The organism is Corallococcus sp. CA054B (assembly GCF_003611625.1).
GTDB classification, from domain to species: Bacteria; Myxococcota; Myxococcia; order Myxococcales; family Myxococcaceae; genus Corallococcus; species Corallococcus coralloides.
Map to the genome: position 1 here is coordinate 20,470 of NZ_RAVY01000005.1, position 23,617 is coordinate 44,086.

Annotated in this window: 19 protein-coding genes; 12 read left to right on the forward strand and 7 right to left on the reverse strand. The window is 70.2% G+C overall.

Annotated elements, in window-relative coordinates; genetic code table 11:
* Nucleotides 1-54 precede the first annotated feature (54 nt).
* Entirely contained in the window at nucleotides 55-2,331 is a 2,277-nt protein-coding gene (locus D7V80_RS02200; protein WP_120586564.1) for an MMPL family transporter, read from the forward strand.
* On the forward strand, nucleotides 2,328-3,518 hold the full coding sequence (locus D7V80_RS02205; RefSeq protein WP_120586565.1) for a glycosyltransferase family 2 protein: 1,191 nt from the start codon (nucleotides 2,328-2,330) through the stop codon (nucleotides 3,516-3,518). The genes D7V80_RS02200 and D7V80_RS02205 overlap by 4 nt, the downstream gene beginning before the upstream one ends.
* Here D7V80_RS02205 and D7V80_RS02210 read toward each other — a convergent pair.
* Complete coding sequence (locus D7V80_RS02210; RefSeq protein ID WP_120586566.1) at nucleotides 3,458-4,867, reverse strand: NAD(P)/FAD-dependent oxidoreductase; 1,410 nt, start codon at nucleotides 4,865-4,867, stop codon at nucleotides 3,458-3,460. The two genes, D7V80_RS02205 and D7V80_RS02210, sit on opposite strands and share 61 nt — an antisense overlap.
* 86 nt (nucleotides 4,868-4,953) lie before the next feature.
* Between D7V80_RS02210 and D7V80_RS02215 the strand changes: the two genes are divergently transcribed.
* Both D7V80_RS02215 and D7V80_RS02220 read left to right on the forward strand, forming a co-directional pair.
* Nucleotides 4,954-6,000 (forward strand): squalene/phytoene synthase family protein, encoded by a 1,047-nt coding sequence (locus tag D7V80_RS02215; protein WP_120586567.1) that lies wholly within the window; start codon nucleotides 4,954-4,956, stop codon nucleotides 5,998-6,000.
* Nucleotides 6,000-7,961 (forward strand): 2,3-oxidosqualene cyclase, encoded by a 1,962-nt coding sequence (locus tag D7V80_RS02220; protein WP_120586568.1) that lies wholly within the window; start codon nucleotides 6,000-6,002, stop codon nucleotides 7,959-7,961. Before D7V80_RS02215 ends, D7V80_RS02220 begins: the two co-directional genes overlap by 1 nt.
* Here the strand turns inward: D7V80_RS02220 and D7V80_RS02225 are convergent.
* Nucleotides 7,909-8,415: a DUF1993 family protein gene (locus D7V80_RS02225; protein WP_120586569.1), complete on the reverse strand. Its 507-nt coding sequence runs from the start codon at nucleotides 8,413-8,415 to the stop codon at nucleotides 7,909-7,911. The two genes, D7V80_RS02220 and D7V80_RS02225, sit on opposite strands and share 53 nt — an antisense overlap.
* 584 nt (nucleotides 8,416-8,999) lie before the next feature.
* On the opposite strand from D7V80_RS02225, the gene D7V80_RS02230 reads away from it, so the two are divergent.
* Nucleotides 9,000-9,911 (forward strand): DUF2381 family protein, encoded by a 912-nt coding sequence (locus D7V80_RS02230; RefSeq protein ID WP_233585075.1) that lies wholly within the window; start codon nucleotides 9,000-9,002, stop codon nucleotides 9,909-9,911.
* 11 nt (nucleotides 9,912-9,922) lie between these two features.
* Nucleotides 9,923-10,411, forward strand: coding sequence for a serine/threonine protein kinase (locus tag D7V80_RS02235; protein WP_120586571.1), 489 nt, complete (start codon nucleotides 9,923-9,925; stop codon nucleotides 10,409-10,411).
* A 12-nt stretch (nucleotides 10,412-10,423) separates the two neighbouring features.
* On the opposite strand, the gene D7V80_RS02240 is transcribed toward D7V80_RS02235, so the two are convergent.
* Nucleotides 10,424-11,848, reverse strand: a complete 1,425-nt coding sequence (locus D7V80_RS02240; RefSeq protein ID WP_120586572.1) for an RtcB family protein — start codon at nucleotides 11,846-11,848, stop codon at nucleotides 10,424-10,426.
* Between the two features lie 212 nt (nucleotides 11,849-12,060).
* Here D7V80_RS02240 and D7V80_RS02245 point away from each other — a divergent pair, with 212 nt between their 5' ends.
* The 5 genes from D7V80_RS02245 (at nucleotide 12,061) to D7V80_RS02265 (ending at nucleotide 17,836) form a co-directional block, all read left to right on the forward strand.
* Complete coding sequence (locus D7V80_RS02245) at nucleotides 12,061-12,492, forward strand: hypothetical protein (protein ID WP_120586573.1); 432 nt, start codon at nucleotides 12,061-12,063, stop codon at nucleotides 12,490-12,492.
* Entirely contained in the window at nucleotides 12,489-12,947 is a 459-nt protein-coding gene (locus D7V80_RS02250) for a MarR family winged helix-turn-helix transcriptional regulator (protein WP_120586574.1), read from the forward strand. The genes D7V80_RS02245 and D7V80_RS02250 overlap by 4 nt, the downstream gene beginning before the upstream one ends.
* Nucleotides 12,948-13,016: 69 nt before the next feature.
* Entirely contained in the window at nucleotides 13,017-14,891 is a 1,875-nt protein-coding gene (locus tag D7V80_RS02255; protein WP_233585076.1) for a bifunctional UDP-sugar hydrolase/5'-nucleotidase, read from the forward strand.
* A gap of 88 nt (nucleotides 14,892-14,979) precedes the next feature.
* A complete protein-coding gene (locus tag D7V80_RS02260; RefSeq protein WP_199738339.1) occupies nucleotides 14,980-16,467 on the forward strand; it encodes an aspartate ammonia-lyase in 1,488 nt (495 codons plus the stop codon).
* A 25-nt stretch (nucleotides 16,468-16,492) separates the two neighbouring features.
* A complete protein-coding gene (locus D7V80_RS02265) occupies nucleotides 16,493-17,836 on the forward strand; it encodes a DUF2254 domain-containing protein (RefSeq protein WP_120586575.1) in 1,344 nt (447 codons plus the stop codon).
* Between the two features lie 12 nt (nucleotides 17,837-17,848).
* Here D7V80_RS02265 and D7V80_RS02270 read toward each other — a convergent pair whose 3' ends face one another.
* On the reverse strand, nucleotides 17,849-19,405 hold the full coding sequence (locus D7V80_RS02270; protein ID WP_120586576.1) for a leucyl aminopeptidase: 1,557 nt from the start codon (nucleotides 19,403-19,405) through the stop codon (nucleotides 17,849-17,851).
* Between the two features lie 147 nt (nucleotides 19,406-19,552).
* Here D7V80_RS02270 and D7V80_RS02275 point away from each other — a divergent pair, with 147 nt between their 5' ends.
* Complete coding sequence (locus D7V80_RS02275) at nucleotides 19,553-20,116, forward strand: hypothetical protein (RefSeq protein WP_120586577.1); 564 nt, start codon at nucleotides 19,553-19,555, stop codon at nucleotides 20,114-20,116.
* A 12-nt stretch (nucleotides 20,117-20,128) separates the two neighbouring features.
* Here D7V80_RS02275 and D7V80_RS02280 read toward each other — a convergent pair whose 3' ends face one another.
* From D7V80_RS02280 to D7V80_RS02290, 3 genes are read right to left on the reverse strand one after another with little or no spacing between them, the layout of a single operon-like run.
* Nucleotides 20,129-21,115 carry a type II asparaginase gene (locus D7V80_RS02280; RefSeq protein ID WP_120586578.1) on the reverse strand — a complete coding sequence of 329 codons (987 nt, stop codon included), beginning with the start codon at nucleotides 21,113-21,115 and terminating at the stop codon, nucleotides 20,129-20,131.
* Between the two features lie 33 nt (nucleotides 21,116-21,148).
* Complete coding sequence (locus D7V80_RS02285) at nucleotides 21,149-22,738, reverse strand: AbgT family transporter (RefSeq protein ID WP_120586579.1); 1,590 nt, start codon at nucleotides 22,736-22,738, stop codon at nucleotides 21,149-21,151.
* Between the two features lie 25 nt (nucleotides 22,739-22,763).
* Entirely contained in the window at nucleotides 22,764-23,591 is an 828-nt protein-coding gene (locus D7V80_RS02290) for a YdiY family protein (RefSeq protein ID WP_120586580.1), read from the reverse strand.
* Nucleotides 23,592-23,617: the final 26 nt, after the last annotated feature.

Below are 23,617 nucleotides of genomic sequence, written 5' to 3' on the forward strand. Positions count from 1 at the left end.
CCCTCCGTCACCAGTTCCCTGGTGACGGACGGGCGTGCGAACGGGGGGACGTGCATGGCGGGACGGGGGGATGACTCACCAGCGGGGGGCGAGCCATCCCTGTTCGCCCGGCTGGCGGTGGGCGTGTTCCGGCACCGGAGTTGGGTGCTGGTGGGCACGCTGCTGCTCCTCGCCGCGGCGGTGTGGGCGCTGCTCCGGGGCGGGCAGCTCACCACCGGCACCATCGAGGGCATCGAATCCGCGAGGGCCGAAGCGCTCGCGCGTGGCGCCGCCGCGGGGTCGAACGACCAGACCCTGGCGGTCATCTTCCATCACGATGAATGGACCACGGACGAGCCGCGCTTCGCCCAGGCAGTGACGTCCGTGCTGTCGCGCGTGGAGCGGCTGCCGGAGGTCGCGTCGGTGGTGTCACCCATCGGTGCACCCGAGGCCTTCCGCGCCCGCTTCGTGGCGAGGACGGGCCACGACCTCCTGGCGTTGGTGCGGCTCAAGGGCGGCGAGCGCGAGGCCACCGCCGCGTTCCCCGCCGTGCGCTCGGCGCTGCAGGACCCGGACCTCCGGACGACGCTCACCGGCAAGGTGGCCTTCCTGGCCGCGCTCAATGAATTGCTGGAGCACGACCTGCTGCGCGCGGAGCTGCTGTCCTTCCCGCTGGCGCTGGTGGTCCTGCTGTGGGTGTTCCGGACGGTGGTGGCGGCCATGCTGCCGCTGGTGGTGGGCGGGCTGGCGGTGCTCTGCGGCGTGGCGGGCGTGATGCTGCTGTCACACGCCACGAACATGGCCCAGTACACGCTCAACGTCGTGTCGCTCATCGGGTTGGGCGTGGCCATCGACTACTCGCTCTTCATCGTGAGCCGCTTCCGCTCCGAGCTCGCCCTGGGCCTCTCCACGGAGCACGCACTGACGCGCACGCTGGACACCGCCGGGCGGGCGGTGGCGTTCTCGGGGCTGGCCGTCACGGTGGGATTGGGAGGCCTGCTCTTCTTCCGCGGCTCGTACCTGAGCGCCATGGGGCTGGGCGGCGCCCTGGTGGTGGCCTTCGCGGTCCTCTTCGCGCTCACCGTGCTGCCCGCGCTCCTCGCCTGGCTGGGGCCCCGGGTGGACCGGGGACGGTTGCCCTTCGCTCGGAAGGAAGGGCCCGGCGGCGCCTGGCACGCGCTGGCCACCTGGGTGATGCGGCATCCCTGGTGGGTGCTGTTGCCCACGCTGACGCTGCTCCTTGCCATGGGGCTGCCATTCCGCCGGCTGCAGCTGGCGGCCACGGACATCACCGCGCTGCCCGAGGGCACCGAGGCGCGCCAGGGCGCGGAGACCCTGGCCCGCCTGTTCCCCCGCGAGGCCGCCACGCGCGTCCTGGTGGCGGTGGAGTTTCCAGGAGGCAATCCCCTCACGCCGGAGCGCGCGGGCGCCCTCTACGACGCCAGCCGCCGGGTGGCTTCGATGCCCGGCGTGGTCGGCGTGGAGAGCGCGGTGGACCTGGGCCCCGGCATGGACCGGGCGACCGTCCTGCGGATGGCCGCGGCGCCACCCCAATTCCTCCCACCGGAGCTCCAGGCCGCGCGGGCCGCGTACGTCACCGGCAACGTGGCGGTGATGCAGGTGTTGACGTCCTCGGCGCCCAGCAGCCTGGAGGCGCGCAACCTGGTCCGCGCGCTGCGCGAGGACCGCACGGTGGGTGATGGCCGGTGGCGGGTGGGTGGTCAGACCGCGACGGACGTGGACGCGGCGGCCTTCGTGAAGCACCACACGCCCGCGGCGGTGGGGTTCGTGATGGGGATGACGTGCATCGTCCTCTTCGTGCTCCTGCGCTCCGTGGTGCTGCCCTTGAAGGCGCTCCTGATGAACCTGCTGTCGCTGGCCGGTTCGTTCGGCGCCCTGGTGTGGATCTTCCAGGAAGGGCACCTCCACCGGCTGCTGCGCTTCGAACCCGGGCCCATCGAACCGTCGCTGCCCATCCTCTTGTTCTGCGCGCTGTTCGGCCTGTCCATGGACTACGAGGTGCTGCTGCTCAGCCGCATCCGCGAGGAGTACCTGCGCACCGGCGACAACACCCACGCGGTGGCCGAGGGTTTGGAAAAGACCGGCGGCCTCATCACCAGCGCGGCGGCCATCATGGTGGCCGTGTTCGCCGCCTTCACGCTGGCGTCGGTGGTGGTGGTGAAGGCGATGGGGTTGGGCATGGCCATCGCGGTCGCGCTGGATGCGACGCTGGTCCGGGTGCTCATCGTCCCCGCGATGATGCGCCTGATGGGGGACTTCAATTGGTGGGGGCCCGGCCACTGGAGGCGCTCGCACCCGCGAGAGCAGGGGACGGAGGAGGTGCGGTCATGAGCGCGCGGAACCTCGCATGGACGGCGGCGGCACTGGGCGTGCTCGCGCATGGACACCGGGAATTGATGGCGGGCCTGCGGCGGCGCGCGGCTCCGCCCATGAAGCACTTCGAGCCACCGTCGGTGACGGTCATCCGGCCCATCCGGGGCCTGGACGTGGAGGCGCGCGAGAACGTGCGCGCGCTGCTGGGCCTGGACTATCCCGGCGAGTGGGAGGTGCTCTTCGTCTTCGACAGCGAGGACGACCCGGCGTTCCTCCCCACCCGCGAGGAGGTGGCCGCCCGCCCGACGCGCGCGAAGCGGGTGGAGCTGATTGTCGCGGGCGAGCCACCGGCGGGGATGACGGGCAAGCTCAACGCGATGCAGGTGGGCGTGGCCCGTTCCCGGTGCCAGCTGCTGGCCTTCAGCGACTCGGACACGCGCCCCTCGCCCGGGGTGCTCACGGCGCTGGTGGGTGCGCTGCTGGAGGATCGCGAGACGGGCGCCACGTTCGCGCCCATCTACGCGGCGGCGGACGCGCCCCTCGCGGGCGACGTGGGCTACGGGCTGCTGGTGAACGCGTGGTACGGCGCGTCGGTCGCGTGCACCGCGGAGCCGGATGGCTCGCTGCCCTTCATCATGGGGCAGCTGATGGTGTTCCGGCGCCAGGCGCTGGAGGCCATTGGAGGCGTGGGCTGCGCCGCCGGGCAGTTCGTGGATGACATGTACCTGGGGCGCCGGCTGTACCTGGCCGGGTGGAAGAACCGCGTCATCCACGCCCCCCTGCGCGTCGTCACGGGACACCTGGGGCTGGGCACCTTCCTGCGCATCTTCCGGCGGTGGCTCCTCTTTTCGGAGTCGGGCATCCCCGGGACCTTCGCGAGACCCCTCTGGGTGCGCGGCGCGGTGAGCTGGCTGTCGTGGGGCGCGCTTGCGACGGCGGTGGCGCGAAGGGCCTGGGGCCCGGCGCTCCTGTCGGCGGTGCCCATCGGCTTCTCCGTGTGGAGCCAGCTGCGGCTCCAGCGGACCTGTCACGGACCGGAGGTCGCCCCCCGGCACTACTGGGTGCCGGCGCTCCTCCCGCTCCTGGGGGCCGGCGTGGCGCTGTCCGCGCGGTTGTCTCGCGAGGTGGACTGGCGCGGCCGGGATTATCGCTTGGATGCGAAGGCGCGCCTGGGTGAGGCCCAGCCCGCCCGGGCCAGCGTGTAGACGGGACGGCGGACGCGACGATGCAGCCAGCTCCCCACCTGTTCCACCGCGCTCGCCACGGTGCCTCGCAAGGGCGGCCCTGCCGAGCGCAACAGCGGCGCGGCGGACCGCAGGCTGCCCCCGGGGCCGTTGGGCGAGAGCATCGCGGCGAAGGCATGCGCGACGACGCGCAGGTACTCGCGGGCCATCACCCGCATGCGGGGCTCCTCGGAGGACAGCAGGGCCATGGAGGCGCGCGCGCCGCCGGGGCTGTGCTCCCAGTAGTGCAACAGGCCCATGCGCAGCGCGTGCATGCCCTCGTCCTGCCCGGCGAAGGCGCTGTAGAGCGCGGAGGCGAGCGCGACGCGGGTGCGCTGCGCGGGCCGCCGCGCGTGCGCGTAGTGCTCCAGCGCGCGGGCGACGTGGCCCGGGTAGCGCTCCAGCGACTCCTGGAGGGCGCGGGCATCGTGGAAGCAGGACGCCATGCCGCTGGCCGTGAGCGGGTGGCAGCACGCGGCGGCGTCGCCCACGAGCACGGCGCTCCCCATCCAGACGGTCTCCGCCAGCCAGTCGTCGTTGGAGGCCATGCGCACCGCGGGCCGCTCTTCCAGCGCCTGCCGGACGGCCTCCCTCAGCCGCGAGGGCAGGGCGAGCAGCAGCTCCGGTTGTTCCTTCAGCGTCTGGGCCGTGCTGCCCAGGGGCAGGTCCACCATCACGCGCGCCACGCCGGGCTGGATGGTGTACGCCAGCGCGTGCACCGCGCCGCCCACGAACTGGTGGCCGTGTTCCGGGTGGGTGAGGCAGGCGCTGTCCACCGTCACGCCCAGCATGGTGGACAGGCGCTGGTGATGCTCGGCGATGCCCAGCATCCGGCGCACGGGCGACGCGCGTCCGTCCGCGGCCACCAGCAGCCGGGCGTGCACGGTGTGCTCGGTGCCCGCGTGCGAATAGCGCAGGCGCACGCCGCGCTCGCAGTTGTGCTCCACGGCCGTCACGCGGGCCCGGGTGCGCACGGTGACGCCGCGCCGCCGCGACACCGACTCCTGCAGGGGCAGGGTGAGGGCGGCGTGCTCCAGCGACAGTCCCACCACACCGCGACCGTAGGGCAGGACGAGCGTGCGGGCGGGGGCATGGAAGCGCACCGCGAAGCCCCTCACGGGATGGGCCGCCCAGCCATCCACGACGTCCCCGAAGCCCAGCGCGCGCAGGTCCCGCACCCCGGGCGGGTGGAGCAGCTCGCCCGCGAGCTGCTTGTGCCGGTCCACGCCCGCGTCCAGCAGCAGGACGGACCACCCCAGGTCGGAGAGCGCCGCCGCCACCGCGCAGCCCGCGGGCCCGCCCCCGGCTATCACCACCTCGGTGTCCCCCACGTCGCCCCCGCTCGGTTCGCAGACGCCATGTCTGGCATTGACGACTTATCCATTGATGCGCGGCGCCGCACGCGGAGGAGGCAGGCATGAAAGTGCAGGTTGCATCATTCTGTCGCACGCAGTTGCCCCGGGTCTCCCGGACCTTCGCGCTCAACATCCCGCTGTTGCCCGAGCCCCTGGACCTGGCGGTGACGGTGGCCTACCTGCTGTGCCGCATCGCGGACACGCTGGAGGACGAGGCCCCGGAGGCACTTCACGGTGCATTGCTCGACGAACTGGGTGGCCTGGTGTCGCTGGAGCCAGGCTGGGAGGCCCGTGCCCGCTCCTTCGCGCGAAGGGCGCGGCTCGCCCTGCGGGACGAGGTGCCACCCGCGGAGGCCGAGCTGGTTTCAGAGACACCGGCCGTGCTCGAAACCCTGACCTCGCTTCCCTCCTGGGTCCACCCGCCCATCGCGCGATGCGTGCGGACGATGACCGGCGGCATGAATCAGATACAGCGGATGCATGGAGGAAGCGGGCAGGTCATGGGGCTGCCCGACCTCCAGGCGACGTTCATGTATTGCTATTACGTGGCGGGCGTCGTCGGCGAGATGCTGACCGGCCTCTTCGTCGCCAGCTCACCCCGGGTCGCCTGGCGCGAAGAGCGGCTCATGTCGCGGGCGCCTGCCTTTGGCCGGGCATTGCAGCTCACCAACATCCTGAAGGACGTCCGCGAGGACCTGGACCGCGGAAGCTGCTGGCTGCCCAGGGACCGCATGGCCGCGCATGGCCTCACGCCCGCCACGCTGACCCTGCCTGCGCTCCGTGCGAACGCCGTGGCGCTGCTGGATGAGCTGGTGGCGGTGGCGCGCCGGGAGCTGGACGTCGCGCTGGAGTACTCGCTGGCGCTGCCCGTGGAGGAGCCCGGCCTGCGGCTGTTCTGCCTCTACCCGCTCTTCTTCGCGGCCGCGACGCTCGACGCGGTGGAGGGCAACTCCGCGGTGTTCGAACCGGAGCCGGTGAAGATTCCCCGGGAGACGGTGGCGATGCTGATGCGGCTCACGCAGGAGCGGGTGGGCTCGGATGAAGCGCTGCGGGCGCTCTACGCCAGCATTTCGCGGGCGGCGCGGGACGGCGCGGAGTCCTGGAGTTGATGCGGCGGGCCCGCGACATGCTGGCCGGGACGCAGGCGGCGGACGGGTCCTGGAAGGGCGACTACAGCGGTCCGTTGTTCCTGGGGCCGGTGTACGTGGCCGGGCTGTATGTGATGGGGCGCACGCCGGAGGCGTCCGTCCGCGACGGCATGGCCGCCCACATGCGTGCGCACCAGAACCCGGATGGAGGCTGGGGGCTGGACGTGGAGTCGCCCAGCCTCGTCTTCACCTCGGTGCTCAACTACGTCGCGCAGCGGCTGCTGGGCGTCGGCGCGGACGACCCGGACCTGGTCCGCGCGAGGGCGTGGTTCCTCCCCCGAGGTGGCCCGCTGAGCAGCGCGTCCTGGGGGAAGTTCGTCCTCGCCCTGCTGGGGCTCTACGAATACGAGGGCCTCGCGCCCGTGCCGCCCGAGCTCTGGCTGCTGCCGCGAGGGCTGCCGTTCCATCCCTCCCGGCTCTGGTGCCACTGCCGCATGGTGTACCTGCCCATGGGCTGGCTCTATGGCCGCCGGGCCCGCGCCCCGGAGACACCGCTGCTGGCCGAGCTGCGGCGTGAGCTGTATCCCCAGCCCTACGCGGACGTGGACTGGAAGGCGGCGCGCGGACGCGTGGCGAGCACGGACGCCTACAGCCCCCACGGCCTGGGATTGCGCGCCGTGCACCGCGTGCTGGGTTGGTATGAGCGGTTCCATTCGAAGCGGCTGCGGGACCGCGCGCTGGCGGAGTCCCTGGCGCTGATTCGAGGTGAGGACGAAGCGACGCACTTCGTCTGCATCGGGCCCATCAACAAGGTGCTCGACATGGTGGTGTGGCACGTGGCGCGGCCGGACGGCCCGGAGGTGCGGGCCCACCTGGAGCGCCTGCCGGACTACCTCCAGCACACGCCTGAGGGCGTCGCGGTCAACGGCTACAACTCCTCGCAGCTCTGGGACACCGCCTTCGCGGTGCAGGCGCTGGTGGCCGCCGGAGAGTCCGCCTGGGCGCGGGACACGCTGGAGCGCGCGGGCCGCTTCCTGGAGGCGCAGCAGGTGCTGGAGGATTCACCCGACGCCGCCAGACACCACCGGCATCCGAGCCGGGGAGGGTGGCCCTTCAGCACCCGCGCGCACGGCTGGCCCATCAGTGATTGCACGGCGGAGGCGCTGAAGGCGTGTCTGTTGTTGGAGCCTCTCGGCCTCAATCGCGTGCCCCGCGAGCGGCTGGAGCAGGCCGTGGCCTTCATCCTGTCCTTGCAGAACCGGGACGGCGGCTGGGCCACCTACGAGCAGCAGCGGGGGCCGCGCTGGCTGGAGCGGTTCAATCCCTCGGATGTCTTCGCTGGCATCATGGTGGACCCCAGCTACGTGGAGTGCACGTCGGCCTGCATCCAGGCGCTGGCCGCGTGGCGCGGCGCATGGCCGCACGCACCGGTGGGCCGGGCCATCGCGCGGGGCGCGGACTTCCTGCGCCGCCAGCAGCGTCCGGACGGCAGCTGGGAGGGCGCCTGGGGCGTGTGCTTCAGCTATGGCACGTGGTTCGGCGTCACCGGCCTGGTGGCCTCGGGCGCGGGGAATGGAGACCCTGCCCTGCGCAAGGCCGTCACGTTCCTGAAGGCCCACCAGCGCGAGGACGGCTCATGGAGCGAGACCATCCAGGCCTGCCGTGAGCGCCGCTGGGTGGAGGGGCGCACGGGCCACGCGGTGATGACGTCCTGGGCCGTGCTGTCCCTGGTGGCCGCGGGCGAAGCGAACGCGGCGGCCACGCGACGGGGCGTGGCGTGGCTGCGCGAGAGGCAGGCGGCGGAGGGCCAGTGGCCGCGAGAGCCGCTGGCCGGCGTGTTCAACCGCACCTGCGCCATCCACTACGACGCCTACCTGCGCATCTTCCCGCTGTGGGCGCTGTCGCTCGCGGAGCGGCAGGCCGGAGCCTTCAGGGCGCGCGAAAGCTCTGCGACCCCAGGTAGTCCGCCTTGCCCAGGTTGACGCCGTTGTGCCGCAGGAGCGCGTACGCGTGGGTGACGTGGAAGAAGAAGTTGGGGACCGCGTTCTCCAGGAAGTAGTCCGCGCCGCTCATCACCTTTCCCTCCCACCGGGGGTGGGTGACGACGCGACCGGCGGCGCCCTCGAAGTCCTTCGCCGTGAACGTGTCGAGGTACGCGATGGTGGACCGGACGCGGGCGCTGAGCTCCTCCAGCGTCTGCTCCGTGTCCGGGTTCGACGGCGCGGCCTTGCCTGACAATCGCGAGGCCGCGAGCTTCACGGCGTCACAGCCGATCTGCACCTGCCGCACGAACGGGAGCTGGTCGGGCGCCAGCCGGAAGTTCAGGTAGAGGTTCGGGTCGAAGGACTTCGCCTTGGCATGGGCCGCGGCCGTCTCCAACCACTTGCCCAACTGCCCCAGCTGCTTCTTCATCTGCGTAAAGGTCTCGAAGTACATGGGCGCGCAAGCTAACGGGACCGCCCCGGGCGCGCGAGCCAATCGCAGGGGGCTCCCGGAGCGAATCGTCCGGACGCCCCGCGTCACGGCGGGTTCCCGCGTGGCGTCAGAAGGCGAGGGGCAGGTCATGCAGAGGGGGGGGGCGAGCAGCCTGTCTTCCTCCCCCCCGTGTCAGTCACGCGGATGTGGCTCTGCACGATGCGCGTGTCCGACCCGAGCTGGTGGCAGTCATACGAGTCCTGCGAGTGCCCCAGGTCCGTGCACGAACGACGCATCATGGCTGACGCCTCTTCGTGGTGGAGAGACGGTGCAAGGAGTGCCGGTCTCCGCGAACAGAAGGCATGTCCCAGACGCCAGACGCGCCGTGCGTGGGTCGAAGTGGCCTCCGGGCGGGGTGGGCTGTCCATCGTGACAGTCCATGGCACTTCGCTGGAACCGGTGTCTCGGGCCCGGCGATGTTTGAGCCGTTCGAACAGGGCAATGCTCGGCAGCCTACGGGCGAGGCGTTTGGGTTGCCGCGCTCGGACCCACCTTGATAGGTTGGAAGGATCATGCGCGCTCTCCAGGTTTTCAGGTGTGGCTTGATGGCCATCCTCATGGCGTCATCCGCCGTACAAGCCCGTGAAGTGCGCGATGAGCCGAAGGTGCGCTCCCTCCTGCTCTCCGAGCACCCGAACGATGGCACTCACTCAATCTATGTGAGGGGGCGGGTCGTCACGACACTGCGGTTCGAGCAGCTTGTAGACGCGAGCACGACGAGGATGATCGGTTGGGAGGGCCGACTCGAGCCGTTGGCCGTGGTCCGGAACAAGGTGATTCTTGAGCCCATCCAAGACCTCAACAGGGACGAAGGCATCCCTCTGGTCGTAACGCTGGCGGATGGGACTGAAATCCCGTTCCTGGTGAAGCCTCCCTGGAGCAGGAGGGACGGGAGGTCGCCGAACCCCGACCAGCAAGTGGATGTTTTCAAGAGCCGGGAGAGTCATGCGTCCATGCACGCGGCGCTGATGGAGGCGCTCAAGCAGAACGACACGCTCGCTGAGGAGAATGAGCGCTACCGCAAGGAAGAGAACTCCGTTGATCACGCCTACGCGACGCTTCTCGTGAACGGACAACGGAAGAAGACGCCCTTTCGCCGCAGGTTCGTCTACCGGCCGAGGAACGAGGACATGGACATGGTCGTCGAAGTCTTCGAAGGCCCCGGCAAAGCGGCGGCGCTCGTCACCTTGCAGAACACCTACCACGGTGGTCCATGGAAGTTTGACGGTGCTTATCTGACCCGTGACTTCACCCACTACACGGCTCGCCCCTTCGCGCTTCGCATGGACCGGGCCACGATCGTTCCGGGAGAGACGGGGCGGATCGCAGTCGTTGTGGACAGGAGCGCCTTCCTGACGGACGACGGTCAGTTTACGGACCTTGCGCTCCAGATCTTCCGAGGAGACGGTCTCCTCCAGGTGGTCGTGAAGCTGGAACGCACCATCGTTCAGAAGTAGAAGGGCCGTTCATGCAGACCCCTAGAGCCCTCCTGTTCAGCTCGACCGTCCTGCTCGCTGCGTCGCTTGGCTGCACTGGAAGCGGTGTGGCGTTGCGCCCCGACGGGAGTCCGCGTCCGCAGGAGTGCCCGGAAGAGTCCAAGAAGGCGATTCGCTACATGGGGCTGCGCGTTGGGGACAGCGTTTTGGTGGATCTCGACGCGAACCAGACCGAGAGCCGGCGCATCACGCTCTACGACGGCCCCATTGAGAGCGTCATGCGAGAGGAGTTCGGCCCGCTCGGTGCGACGAGCCGCCTGTATGGGCAGGTCTGGACGAGCGGCCCTCAAGTTGTCATCCGGTACTACGAGGCGCAGGCGCCGCACGGAGAAAAAGTTCCCATCTGCGCGGTAGCGCGGCTCGGCCATGATCAGATGCGGAAGCTGCCCGAATCCAAGCCTGGAACCGCGCTCCTGGATGGCTCCGTCGCGGCCGCGTTCATCGTGGATGCTTTCCGGTGATTCGCATTCCAATCACGCCTTGAACGTCATCAGTGGCCGCAGCCGGGCCACCTCCCGGACGATGTCGGCGTCCACCTGGGAGGCCACCACCGGGCCAATGGGCTTGTAGGCTGCGGGGGCCTCCTCGATGCGGCGCTCGGCCCGCATCGCGATGCAGTCCACCCCCGTCAGCCCCAGGTCCTCCTCCCGGTGCTTCGCGCCACCCCGTGACATGGAGAAGCGCGAGTGCGCCCGCCCCGCCCCATGCGAGGCCGACGCCAGGGCCTTCGCGTTGCCCAGGCCCCGCATCAGGTAGGACGTGGCGCCCATGGAGCCGGGGATGATGACCGGCTGGTCCTCCTCGGCCGGGCAGGCCCCCTTGCGCGCCAGCCAGCCGCCCTCCCACGGCAGGGTGATGTTGTGGGGCACGTCGTAGACGAGCGGCGCCTCCACGTCCCCGAACAGCTCCCGCAGCGTCTGCCGCACCAGCTCCGCGAGCAGCAGCCGGTTGAGGAAGGCGTAGTTGGCGGCCGTGGCCTCCGCCTTCAGGTACTCACGCACCTTCGCCGGGTCCGCGAGCGGGAAGATGCCGCTCGCCGGGTGCGAAGCCCCCATGGGCCACGCGGCGCGCGCCCGCTCCTGCCAGGTGCGCCCCACGTGCTTGCCCATGTCCCGCGAACCGGAGTGCACCATGAACGCGAGCTGCCCCTCCCGCACGCCCCAGGCCCACGCCCGCGCCCGGTCCACCACGGCCTCCACCCGCTGCACCTCCACGAAGTGGTTGCCCCCGCCAATGGTGGCCAGGCCGGGGTCGCGCACCACGCCCTCCCGCCGCAGCCCGGTGGGCGCCCACGCCGGGTCCCCCTCCAGCGCCCCGCCCAGATGGACGCGGCCGGACTCGCGGTGGAGCTGACCCAGGTCCACCCGGGCCGCCATGCCCAGGGGCTGGTCTTCCGTCTCCAGGAGCCAGCCGGGCAGGCCGTCCCGCAGCAGCGCCTCCAGGGCGCGCGAGCCCTGGGCGACGTCCCGCGTGCCGAAGAAGTAGTGCCCCTTCATCCGCTCGACGAAGGCGTCGCGGCGGGCGAGGAAGGCGTCCACGGGGATGTCCGCGACGTGCAGGCGCATGCCGCAGTTGATGTCCGTGCCCACGGCGCCGGGGACCACCAGGCCCTCCGTGTGGACCACCGACCCGATGGCCACCCCGGAGTCACCCGGGTGGAAGTCCGGCGTCGCGCGCACCTGCTTCACGCGGCCGCCGTCGGGGTGATGGAGCGCGGCGAGCGCCGCGAGCTGCTGGAGCGCCTTGCCCTCCACCGGCAGGTCCGGCGGAAGGAGGACTTCGGCGGGGGGAGCATGGGGATCCGCCTGGAGGCGGACCGTGTAGACACGACCGTCGTAGGCAACGTCGAGCCCCTCGCGGGCAAGTGCCCGCAGGAGCCGGTTCAGTTTCGGCTGCATGACCTTCTCGGAATCTGACCCGGGCGGATTTCAGCCCGGGGGACGTGAGCGATGGGTTCGAGACCTCGGGTCAGCAGCCGCGGTCGGGACGCCGGAGCGTCCGCGACCCCCTGGACGATCCAACACACCTCACCTGACGGACTCGCGAAAATGCCCGCTCCAGTCGAGGATGGGGCCATGGACGTGTCGAAGCAGGGGAACGGAGCGGTGTCATGACGGTGGCGGTCCTACGGGCCCAGGCCCCGGAGTTCGATGTGGCGTCCGTCCTGGACCGCTTCCCGGAGTGCCACCCGGATGCCGTCTGGCTCCAGGGAGAGCAGCACCAGCGCCAGGGAAGGCACTCGACCTCTGGCTTCAACCTCACCCTGGTGGAGGACGGCGAGGGCACGCTGCACGGCCCCGTCGCCGCCGCCCGCAGGCAGCTGGAGGTGCTGGCCCCCCTGCTGACGGAGCTGCGCCAGCAGGCCGTGCCCTGCGTCGTGGACTTCGGGCTGTTCGTCGGCACCGCGCGGCACTTCGCCAGCTCCATCCACTTCCCGCCGGAGGACGTCCGGTGGTTCGCGGACCAGGGAATCGCCCTGGCCGTCTCCGCCTACCCGACGGCCGAGGAGGAGTCGGAGGACTCCTCGGGCAACCTCCAATGAGCGCGAAGTCCGCCCCGCGCTGGGACCCGGAAGCCGTACCGACCTTCTGGATCAACCATGCGTCCCGGCTGCTGATGCGCCACTTCGAGCAGCGGCTGCGGCCGCTCGAGTTCGGGATGGCCTACCTGCCGGTGGTCATCGCGCTGGAGGAGCACGGGCCACTCCTCCAGAAGCAGCTCGCGGAGTACGCCCACGTCGAGCAGCCCACCATGGCCGCGCTCCTCACGCGCATGGAGCGCGACGGGCTCATCGCGCGCCATCCCCACCCGGACGACAAGCGCGCCAGTCAAATCTCGCTCTCGGCCAAGGCCCGGGAGCGCCTGCCCCAGGCGAAGGAGCAGCTGGAGGACGTCGCGGAGCAGGCCACCGCGGGCTTCAGCGAAAAAGAGCGAGCCACGTTCATGTCGCTCCTGCGCCGCGTGGTGGCCAACCTGGAGCCGGCGTCCGGGGAGTGAGCCCCCCATTCGCGGAACGTCAGAGAGGTCTTGTAGTGTGCGCGCCCCTCCGGAGGATTCCCTTCCGGCATGACACAAGGTCGAGGCCTCTTGAACCGCTCCTCCTTCCTGATGCGCGCGCTGCGCACCGGCACTTTCTGTCTCGTGGGCGCCAGCTCGCTGATGACCGCCTGTGATTCCAACGATGATCCCCCCGTCGACCCGACTCCGGTGGACCGGTCGCCGCGAAAGCTGACCGTGCTGCAGACCAGCGACCTGCACACCAACATCTTCCCGTGGGACTACTTCAGCGGGAAGCCGGACGCGAAGCGCGGCCTCTCCAAGGTGGCCACGCTCATCAAGCAGGAGCGCGCGAAGAACCCGGACTGCACGCTGCTCGTGGACACGGGTGACACCATCCAGGGCTCGCCGCTCGGCACCTACTACGCCCAGGTGGACAACGCGTCCAAGCACCCCATGGCCACCGCCATGAACGAGCTGGGCTACGCCGCCATGGCCATGGGCAACCACGAGTTCAACTACGGCCAGGACGTCCTCAACAAGTTCAAGGGCGAGGCGAACTTCCCCCTCCTGGGCGCCAACGTGCGCAAGAGCTCGGACGGCTCCGAGGCCTTCACCCCGTACGTGATGACCACGGTGTGCGACGTGAAGGTCGGCATCCTCGGCCTGGTGACCCCGGGCGTGGCGACGTGGGAGCGCAAGGACAACATCACCGGGCTGCGCTTCGATGAGCCGCTGGAGATCGCGAAGACGTACGTGCCGAAGATGAAGGCGGCTGGCGCGGACGTGGTGCTGGTGGCCATCCACGGCGGCCCGGACAAGCAGCCGACGGGCAGCGCGACCAGCCCCGAGTCGTGGCTCGCGGACTACGCGGACGACACGAAGTGGTCCGACCGCGGCAACCTCACCGCTGAGAACCAGGCCGTGCAGATTGCCCAGCAGGTGGCGGACGTGGACGTGCTCCTCACCGGCCACACCCACCAGCCCATCCCGAAGATGCTGCTGAAGCAGCAGGATGGCCGCGAGGTCCTCCTCACGCAGCCCAACCGCTGGGGCAGCCACCTGGCCCACGTGCAGCTCAACGTCACCTGGAACGGGGAGCGCTGGGGCGTGGACGCGCACGACTCGCAGCTCCACGCGGTGGACGAGACGGTGGCGGAGGACGCCAACGTCAAGCAGCTCACCCAGGCCGCCCACGACACCACGGTGGACTACGTGAACCAGAAGATTGGCAGCACCACCGCGGCCTTCACGGGCGGCTTCCCCGGCCGCTACGTGGACAGCGCGCTGGCGGACCTGCTCAACATCGTGCAGGAGGAGGCCGCGAAGGAGGCCGGCTTCCCCGTGGACCTGTCCGCGACCGCCCTGTTCTCCAATGACGTCGCGCTGCCGCAGGGGGACGTCACCCTGCGGGACGCCTACAGCGTCTACATCTACGACAACACGCTGTACGTGATGGAGATCAACGGCTCCATCCTCCGGCGCGCGCTGGAGATGAACACGCTGTACTTCAAGCAGCTGGACGCGGCGAACCTGCCCGCGAAGCCCGCGGACGCGAAGGCCACCACGCCCGTGGTCGCGGACTACAACTGGGACCTCTACTCGCACATCGAATATGGCTACGACCTGACGAAGCCCGCGGGCTCGCGGCTCACGCACCTGCGCTTCAAGGGCGAGGACGTGAAGGACGAGCAGCTCTTCCGCATCGCCGTCAACAACTACCGCGGCGGTGGCGGCGGCGGGTACAGCATGTTCAAGGAAGGCCGCATGCTGTGGTCCTCCGCGGACGGGGTGCGGGACTACGTCGCGCGCTACATGCAGGAGCACCAGAACCTGTCGCCGGACGCGGTGAACACCTGCAACTTCACGCTCACGCCGGACCTCTACGCGCATTACTTCCAGGCCACGCTCGGCCCGGCGAAGTGCGCGCCCGTCGTGCAGTGACGTAGGCGACCCAGGGACGCCCGGTGGACAGCCCCCTTCCCTGGAGGGCACGTCCCACCGGGCCTCCCGCGTCCCTACGTTGCCCGCGATGGCCGACCCACGCGCGGAAGAGACGTTCCAGAAGAGCATCCACACGCTGACGCCGGACGGCGCATCGCCCCGGACGGAGACCGACGGCCTGGGCTCCCGGCAGCTCCCGGCGGGGGCCTACTGGGGCATCAACGTCAGCCGGGCGCTGGACAACTTCGCCATCAGCGGGCGCCCCATCTCCGTCTATCCGGACCTGCTCTTCGGCTACGCCTGCGTGAAGCAGGCCGCGGCCCGGGCGAACGCGGAGCTGGGCGTGCTGGATGCGACGCGGGCCTCGCTCATCGACCGGGCCTGCGAGGACATCAAGGCCGGCAGGCTGCACGACCAGTTCGTCGTGGACGTCATGCAGGGCGGGGCCGGCACCTCCACGAACATGAACTTCAACGAGGTCATCGCCAACCGCGGCCTGGAGCTGGCCGGCCACCCCAAGGGCCACTACCAGCACCTGGACCCGAATGACCACGTGAACCGGAGCCAGAGCACGAACGACACCTACCCGACGGCGCTCAAGGTCGGGTTGATGCTGTCCCTCGAGCGGCTGCTGACGGAGCTGCTGCTCCTGGAGCAGGCGTTCCGCGACAAGGGGCAGGAGTTCGCGGGCATCGTGAAGATTGGACGGACGCAGCTCCAGGACGCCGTGCCCATGACGCTCCAGCAGGAGTTCGAAGGCTTCGCCGTCACGCTGTCCGAGGAACACGCGAGCCTGAGGGACGTCGCACGCCACCTGGGGGAGATCAACCTGGGGGCGACGGCGATTGGAACGGGCATCGCCGCGGACCCACGCTTCGCGGAGGCCGCGCGAGCGCACCTGGCGGACATCACCGGGCGCCCCCTCGTCACCGCGCCGGACCTGATTGAGGCGACCACCGACGTGGGCGTCTTCATGGAGGTGTCCGGCACCCTCAAGCGCACCGCGATGAAGCTGTCGAAGATCTGCAACGACCTGCGGCTGCTCGGCTCCGGCCCCCAGGCGGGCTTCAACGAAATCAACCTCCCGCCCATGCAGGCGGGCTCCAGCATCATGCCGGGCAAGGTGAACCCGGTCATTCCGGAGGTCGTGAACGAAGTGGCGTTCGTGGTCGCCGGAGGAGACGTCACGCTCACCATGGCCGCCGAGGCGGGGCAGCTCCAGCTCAACGCCTTCGGGCCGGTCATGGCCCACGTGCTGTTCGAAAACCTCAAGTATATGACCGCCGCCATGGCGACCCTGCGCGTGAACTGCGTGAGGGGCATCACCGCCAACAAGGAGCGGCTCGCGCGCCAGGTCGAGTCCTTCGTGGGCGTCATCACCGCCCTCATGCCGCACATCGGCTACGCGCCCGCGGCTCGGCTGGCGAGGGAGGCGCTGGCCACGAACGCCAGCATCGCGGACCTGGTGGTGTCCGCCGGGCTCCTGACGCGGGAGCAGCTGGACGAGCTGCTCTCTCCGGAGCGGTTGACCCGGGGCCAGGCGGTGGAGGTCCGGGACGAAGAGGGCACGCACTAGGGGGCTCCTTCCTCGCGAGGTCCGCATGTTCATCCGCCGCCTGCGCAGGTTCCTCCGCGAGCCCTACTGGCTGATTTTGGGCGGCATCATCGCCGTGGGCGTGGTGTCGGGCATCGCGCTCGCCCGCGTGCAGACGGACGCCGCCTGGGGCGTGCTCGGGCATGCGTGGCCGGGCGACCTGGACGACACCCGGGGCGCGCTGGGGACGCTGCTCGGGCTCCAAATCACCGTGCTCACCATCGTGCTGTCCCTGAACACGCCGGTCATCCAATCCGCCGCGAACCAGTACTCACCCCGGCTGGTCCCCATCTACCTGAAGAACGCGCCGCTGCGCCGGGCCCTGCCGTTCTTCGCCCTCTCCAGCAGCTTCATCCTCGCGGCCATCCGGGAGCTGGGCATCATCGAGGACCACGGCGTCAGGCCCCGGCCCGTGCTGTCCGTGGCCATCTTCCTGGTGCTGGTGGCGCTCTGCCTGCTCATCCTCTTCCTGGTCCGCACCTTCCGCTTCCTGCGGGTGGAGCGCGTGCTCGGACTCGTGCAGGAGCTGATTGTCTCCGCCACGGAGCGGCGCATCCAGGCCCGTCTGAAGCAACTTCCGCTGGACCCCACGGTGGCGCTGCGGTTGCCGGCGGACGCCACCTCGCTCCTGGCGGCGACGTCGGGCTACCTCGCGGATGTCGACCTCCAGGACCTCACGCGGCTGGCCCGGCAGTGGGGCGTGCGGGTCCGCATCTGCATCACCGTGGGCGAGTACATCGACCAGGAGGACGTCATCGGCTGGGTGGTGGCGGAGGGAGGGGGACCCGTGGCCGCGCACGTGCTCCACGAGCTCGCCGACACGCTGAGCATCCAGCCGGCGCGCGAGCCCGACTGCGACCCCGCGCTGGGGCTGCGCATCCTCGTCGACGTCGCGAACCGGGCCCTGTCCTCGTCCGCGAACGACCCGTACACGGCGCGGCAGGCGCTCCATCAGATCCGCTCCGTGATGCGCCGGCTCGCGGGCCTGCCCCTGGGGGACTGGAACGTCGTGGACCCGGATGGCCGGGCGCGCGTGTCACTGGTGGCCCTGCGGCTGCGCGACTACCTCTTCCTCGCCGTGGATGGCCCGCTCCATTACGCGGGGGGCGACCCGGAGGTGCTGGAGGAGGTGCTCCAGATTGCCCTCACCGTGGGCCTGCTCGCGCGCGACGCGCAGGACCGCGCCGCGGCACACGCGCTGCTTGCACGCGTGCTCGCGGACGTCCAGGGCTCTCCGGAGAAGGACCGCTTCCACCGCCTGCTCGCCCAGGCGGAGCGCGTCCGGGCCTCCTTCCAGGGCGAGCGCCGGACCCGCGTCGAACGGGGACGCGCGGACTGGCTGCCGGACTGAAAGCGCCGGCTTTCAGTGGCGGGTTTCGCGGGTGGGCTGGAAGCCCATGATGAAGTCGATGAGCAGGCGCGTGCCGTAGCCCGTGGCGCCCTTGCTGCGCCACGCGTTGTCGCGCTCCGCCCGCGCGGTGCCCGCCATGTCGATGTGCGCCCAGGGCAGCCCGGCCACGAACTCCTCCAGGAAGAGGCCGGCGGTGATGGCTCCGGCGTTGTCGCCGCCCACGTTCTTCATGTCCGCCACCTCCGACTCCAGCTCCTGCCGCAGGCGCCGGTCCAGCGGGAGCTGCCACACGGTGTCTCCGGTGCGCTCCCCTGACGCCTTCACCTGCTCCACCAGGGACGGGTCGTTGCCCATGACCCCCGCGCTCAGCACGCCCAGCGCGCGCTGACACGCCCCGGTGAGCGTGGCGATGTCCACGATGGCGTCGGGCTTCGGCGACTGCTCGGTGGCCAGGACGAGCGCGTCCGACATCACCAGGCGCCCTTCAGCGTCGGTGTTGATGACCTCCACCGTCTTGCCGCCGCGGACCGTCAGCACGTCCCCCAGCCTCATGGCGGTGCCGGAGGGCATGTTGTCGGTGCACATCAGGTACGCCGTCACCTCCGTCCTGCAGCCCAGGGACTTCAGCGTCGTCATCGCCGCGAGGATGGCGCCCGCGCCGGACATGTCGCCCTTCATGGTGGCGTGGACCAGGTCGTTGGGCTTCAGGCCCAGGCCACCCGAGTCGAACATGATGCCCTTGCCGACCAGCGAGATACGGCCCAGGGGCTGGACGGCCTCGCCCCGGCTGCCCCGGGGCGTGTACGTCAGCTTGATCATCCGCGGCGGCTCCGCGCTGCCGGCGTTGACGCCCAGCAGGCCTCCGCAGCCGAGCCTGGCCAGGGCCTCGCCATCGAAGATCTCGACCTCCAGGCCGCAGCGTTTGGCCAGGGACTCGGCCACCTCCGCCAGCCGTGCGGCGGTCAGCAGGGTGGCGGGGGAGTTGGCGAGGTCGCGCGCGAACGCCGTGGCGCGGGAGTGGATGCCTCCGCGCACCATGCCCTGCTCAACCTCCCCGGTGTTCTTCGAACCCGGGACGAGCGTCAGGTTTTCGAGCGGCGGCTCCTGCTCCGAGTGCCGCTTGTAGGGCCGGTAGCGGTAGCGGGCGAGCAGGACGCCTTCGGTCAAGGCCTGCGCGGCGAGGTCCGCCGGAACGCTCCCGGTGTCCGGGACCTGGAGCGCCACGTGCTTCTGGTGGCCCACGGTCCGCGCGAACGCGGCGGCGGCATCCCGGAGCTTGCCTGCATCCAGCTGCGCCCGCGCCCCCAGGCCGACGGCGACCAGGGGCGGGCCTCCCGAGCGGGGGATGAGCAGCGTCTGACCGGCCTTGCCCTCGAAGCCCGCCGCCTTCAGGAATGCGCGGTCGAGGCCAGGGGCCTTCACCTCTTCGTCCGCTCCCACGAACGTGCCGACACAACCGGCGTCGGTGGGGACGGTGGCCGCTACGGCGAGCTTCGTCTCCTCCGGAGATTCGATGGAGGGAGCGGGATGGAACTCGGCCTGCGCGCGTGAATGAAACGAGGTCAACATGGAAGCCTCCTGATGGAGGAACTGGGCACGGCGCCAGGAGGGTGCAACATCCAGAAGGTCACTCGCCCCTGCCTCCGGGAGCGGTTTGCCGGCGGATGGAAGGTGTGGATGTTCCGCCACGCAATCCCATCATGAAGGGGGAAGCCCATGCGCACACTGCCGTCGAAGCGGATGTCACTGCTCACCGAGCGAGAAGCCCAGCTCGTCCTGTCCAGCGCTCCACGCAACCTGACCGAGCTGTCGCCACGAGAGCTGCGCGGCCGCATCCTGAGAGCGCGCCGCCTGATGGAGAAGTACCAGGACGAGGCGCAGCGGCAGCGCAGGGAGGCGCTCCGCAAGGAGGTGCCCTCCCGCTCCCGCCGCGCCGAGGGCAACCGCAACACCCTCCGCAAGGTCGAGTACTTCGCCCTCACCCTGGAGCGCTTCGAGAAGCGGCTCGCCCTGCTCGAGCGCAAGGAGCAGATCCGGGCCCGCGCCGCGAGCCGCCCGAGCGGCCCCCGGCGGACGACACGCACCGCCACGGGAGGACGCAAGCCCGCGCGCCGGACGCGCGCCGCCGGCCGCACCGCGAAGGCCCCCGCCTCGAAGCAGGCGTCCCGCAAGAAGCGGGGCGGGGCGCTGAAGCAGGAGCGCTTTCCCGCCCTGAAGCGTCAGGTCCATGCCTCGACACGGGGCCGCCAGACCCAGACCCGGCGCGACTCGCGGCGCTGAGGGCAGGGCTCCCTAGTGACGGTAGAACGCCTCCTGCACCGCGAGGCGCTCCATTCCCCGCGCCAGACAGAGCTGCAGGAGCACGCGGCTCTTCTGCGGGTTGAGCTGGTCCGCGGCGACGAAGCCCAGGGCGTCGTCATCCATTTCGATGTTCCGGCCCACGTCGCCGCTCACCACCCGCGTGCTGCGCACGACGACGACGCCCGCCTTCACTGCTTCCGCGAGCGCGCCCGCGGCTTCCGTGGAGACGTTGCCGTTGCCCATCCCCGCCACGACGATGCCGCGCGCTCCGTTCATGACGCTGGCGCGCACCAGGTCCGGCGGCATGTGGGCATGGGCATAGAGGATGTCCACCCGGGGCAGGCGTTCGAGCCCGTCCACGGAGAACCCGGACGCGGCGGCGTGCCGGTGCGTGGGCTGGCGGAAGTAGCGGATGCGCCCGTACCGCGCGGTGCCCAGCAGGCCCGGCCCCGGTGAGATGAAGGTCTGCACGTCCGTGGTGCTCGACTTCGTCACGTCGCGCGCGCAGTGCAGGTCGTCGTTGAGGACGACGATGGCGCCCCTGCCGTGGGCCTCCGGGTCGGCGGCGACGGCGACCGCGTTGTAGAGGTTCAGCGGTCCGTCCGGGCTCAGCGACGTGGCGGGCCGCATGGCGCCGGTGAGGACCACCGGCCGCGCGCTCCGCACCACCAGGTGGAGGAAGTAGCCGGTCTCCTCCACCGTGTCCGTGCCGTGCGTGATGACGACGCCGTCCGCTTCGTCACCCGCGAAGAGCGCGTTCACCCGGGCCGCCAGCCGCAGCCAGAGGCCGTCGTCCATGTCCTGGCTGCCCACCTGGGCCACCTGCTCGCCCTTGAGCGTGGCCAGGGCGCGCAGTCCGGGGACGGCGTCGATGAGCGACTCCACGGCGACCTCGCCCGCGCGGTAGCCCGGCTCCACGCCGGAGCCGGCCCTCCCCGCGATGGTGCCGCCCGTGGCCAGAAGGTGGACCCTCGACATGGTTGTGTCTCCCGAGCCGTCTACCCGAGCCGTCTACCCGAGCCCCCAGGGCAGCCCCAGCACCTGCCACGCTACCAGCATGGCGATCCACACGGCGAAGACCACGATGACGTACGGCAGCATCAACGCCACCACGGTCCCCACGCCCGCGTCCTTCTGGTACTTCTGGGCGAAGGTGACGATGAGCGCGAAGTAGGCGTTCAGCGGGGAGATGGCGTTGAACGGACCGTCGCCCACGCGGTACGCGGCGAGCACGGCCTCCGGTTCCACGTTCAGCCGCATCAGGAGCGGCACGAACACCGGCGCGAAGATGGCCCACTTCGGAATGGCGCCCGTCATGATGAGGTCCAGGACGGCGACCACCAGCACGAAGCCGACGAGCAGCGGCAGCGCGCCCAGGCCCGCGTGCTCCAGGGCATCACCCACCTTCACGGCCGCGATGGTCGCCATGTTCGTGTAGGTGAACAGGGCGATGAACTGGCTGATGATGAACAAGAGGAAGATGAGGCCGCCCAGCCCGGCGACCGCCTTCTCCATGGCCTTGATGACGTCCACGCTGTTCTTCATCGTCCCCGCGCCAACGCCGTAGGCGGCCCCGGTCACCAGGAACAGCACGGTGATGGCGACGATGAGGCCGTTCATGAACGGCGAGTCCCCGATGAGCGCGCCCGTCTCCGGATTGCGCAGCGGAGCCCCCGGGGGCAGCGCCAGCAGGCCGAAGAACACCAGCACGCCCACGAGCCCCCAGAACGCGAACTTCAGCCCCCGCGACTCCTCCGGGGACAGCTTCGCGCCCACCGTGGCCGGCTTCTCTCCCTGGTACTCACCCAGCCGGGGTTCGATGAGCTTGTCGCTGATGAGCGACACGATGATGGTCAGCATCACCACCGACGCGACGGAGAACCAGAAGTTCGCCGTCAGGTCGATGGAGCGGTCCGGCGCCATGATGTGGATGGCGTCGTTGGTGATCTCCGTCAGGATGCCGTCCAGCGGTTTGATCAGGATGTTGACGGTGAAGACCGCGGCGACACCGGCGAAGGAGGCCGCCAGGCCCGCGAGCGGATGCCTGCCCACGGTGAGGTAGGCGGCCGCCGCCAGGGGAATCAGCACCAGGTAGCCGGCATCCGCGGCGATGCTGGACAGGATGCCCACGAACACCAGGATGTACGTGAGGAGCCGGGCCGGAGCGACCGCCACCAGCTTGCGGATGAGCGCGCCCACCAGGCCCGCCGCGTCCGCGACGCCCACGCCCAGCATGGCGACGATGATGACGCCCACCGCGTTGAAGTCCATGAAGTGCTGCACGACGCCCGCGAACATGAAGCGCAGGCCCTCGCCCGTCAGCAGGCTCTTCGCGGCGGTGGTCGTCTCCTCCAACTGATGCGTGTCCGGGTTGATGGTCTCGTAGGTGACGCTCGCGCCCAGCCAGTAGAAGAGGTGGGAGAGCACCATCACGAGGGCAATCAGCGCGACGAAGATGACCGCGGGGTGGGGGACCTTGTTGCCCACCCGCTCGATGGCGTCGAGCACCCGCTCCATGCCCTTCTTCTTCGGCGGCGTGCGCTGTTTGTTCTTTGTCTCGCCTGGGACCTGGACGTCGTCGAAATGAGCCGCTTTGGCCATGGGAGTGCTGCTCCTTTCCAATCCCTCAGATCTCCAGCTCGCCCCCCACCGAGAGCGAGGTATCCGTCTTGACCTTGCCCGCCGCGGGTACGCTGTCGTGTTGCAGTTCGAAGTACGTGGTGAGCGCGAAGCGGTCCGTCATGTGCACGGACAGCTTCGTGGTGGAGTCCAGGAGGACGCGTGTGTCGCCGAAGATGTCCGGAAGCAGCAGGGCGTCCTCGCGCAGGTGCACCCGCTCGTTGATGTCGTAGCGGAACGCCACGCCCACCGCGGGCGACCACAGGGTCACGTTCGGCAGGTCCTCGCGCGTGGGCGTGTACTGGAACCGGCGGTCCTTCGCGTAGCTCGCACCCAGGTACGTGCGCAGGAAGAGCTCCTTCTCCGTCTTCTTCTTCTTCCGCTCCAGGAACGTGAGGCCGATTCCCAGCTCCACCTCGGTGCGCAGCTCCAGGCTGGCGGGGTGGTCCGTCTCCAGGCCCAGGAAGCTGTAGGCGCTGAGCAGGCGCGTGAAGCGGTAGTCGCCGCGCGCCCAGCCGCCGAGCGTCAGGGCCGTGACCTCCCGCTCCTCCTCGTCCTCCGAGGCCGCGTTGCCGTAGGCGCCATCCGCCTCCAGGGTGAGCGCCCACACCGGGGACTCGTACTCCGCCATGGCATCGCCCGTGATGGTGAAGGCGCGGGCGTTGCCGGTGAACATGGAGGCGCCGAGCCCCGCCGACCCCGTCCAGGGCCCTTCGTCCTCGTCCTCTTCCCCGGTGGCTGACGCGACGGACGCCGGTGAGGAGGCATCCGCCGCTTCCGAAGGAGGCGTGGGTGTCTGGGCCATGGCCGCGAAGAGGATGAAGAGTGGACTCATACGTGCCCTGGGGAAGGAGGAGCCTG

Excerpts from the sequence above, each read along its gene's own strand:
- D7V80_RS02280 (WP_120586578.1), bottom strand. The coding sequence starts at position 21,115 with ATGTCGAGGGTCCACCTTCTGGCCACGGGCGGCACCATCGCGGGGAGG.
- D7V80_RS02220 (WP_120586568.1), top strand. The coding sequence starts at position 6,000 with ATGCGGCGGGCCCGCGACATGCTGGCCGGGACGCAGGCGGCGGACGGG.
- D7V80_RS02275 (WP_120586577.1), top strand. The coding sequence starts at position 19,553 with ATGCGCACACTGCCGTCGAAGCGGATGTCACTGCTCACCGAGCGAGAA.
- D7V80_RS02270 (WP_120586576.1), bottom strand. The coding sequence starts at position 19,405 with ATGTTGACCTCGTTTCATTCACGCGCGCAGGCCGAGTTCCATCCCGCT.
- D7V80_RS02290 (WP_120586580.1), bottom strand. The coding sequence starts at position 23,591 with ATGAGTCCACTCTTCATCCTCTTCGCGGCCATGGCCCAGACACCCACG.
- D7V80_RS02240 (WP_120586572.1), bottom strand. The coding sequence starts at position 11,848 with ATGCAGCCGAAACTGAACCGGCTCCTGCGGGCACTTGCCCGCGAGGGG.
- D7V80_RS02200 (WP_120586564.1), top strand. The coding sequence starts at position 55 with ATGGCGGGACGGGGGGATGACTCACCAGCGGGGGGCGAGCCATCCCTG.
- D7V80_RS02265 (WP_120586575.1), top strand. The coding sequence starts at position 16,493 with ATGTTCATCCGCCGCCTGCGCAGGTTCCTCCGCGAGCCCTACTGGCTG.
- D7V80_RS02255 (WP_233585076.1), top strand. The coding sequence starts at position 13,017 with ATGACACAAGGTCGAGGCCTCTTGAACCGCTCCTCCTTCCTGATGCGC.
- D7V80_RS02260 (WP_199738339.1), top strand. The coding sequence starts at position 14,980 with ATGGCCGACCCACGCGCGGAAGAGACGTTCCAGAAGAGCATCCACACG.
- D7V80_RS02250 (WP_120586574.1), top strand. The coding sequence starts at position 12,489 with ATGAGCGCGAAGTCCGCCCCGCGCTGGGACCCGGAAGCCGTACCGACC.
- D7V80_RS02215 (WP_120586567.1), top strand. The coding sequence starts at position 4,954 with ATGAAAGTGCAGGTTGCATCATTCTGTCGCACGCAGTTGCCCCGGGTC.
- D7V80_RS02230 (WP_233585075.1), top strand. The coding sequence starts at position 9,000 with ATGGCCATCCTCATGGCGTCATCCGCCGTACAAGCCCGTGAAGTGCGC.
- D7V80_RS02225 (WP_120586569.1), bottom strand. The coding sequence starts at position 8,415 with ATGTACTTCGAGACCTTTACGCAGATGAAGAAGCAGCTGGGGCAGTTG.
- D7V80_RS02245 (WP_120586573.1), top strand. The coding sequence starts at position 12,061 with ATGACGGTGGCGGTCCTACGGGCCCAGGCCCCGGAGTTCGATGTGGCG.
- D7V80_RS02285 (WP_120586579.1), bottom strand. The coding sequence starts at position 22,738 with ATGGCCAAAGCGGCTCATTTCGACGACGTCCAGGTCCCAGGCGAGACA.
- D7V80_RS02205 (WP_120586565.1), top strand. The coding sequence starts at position 2,328 with ATGAGCGCGCGGAACCTCGCATGGACGGCGGCGGCACTGGGCGTGCTC.
- D7V80_RS02235 (WP_120586571.1), top strand. The coding sequence starts at position 9,923 with ATGCAGACCCCTAGAGCCCTCCTGTTCAGCTCGACCGTCCTGCTCGCT.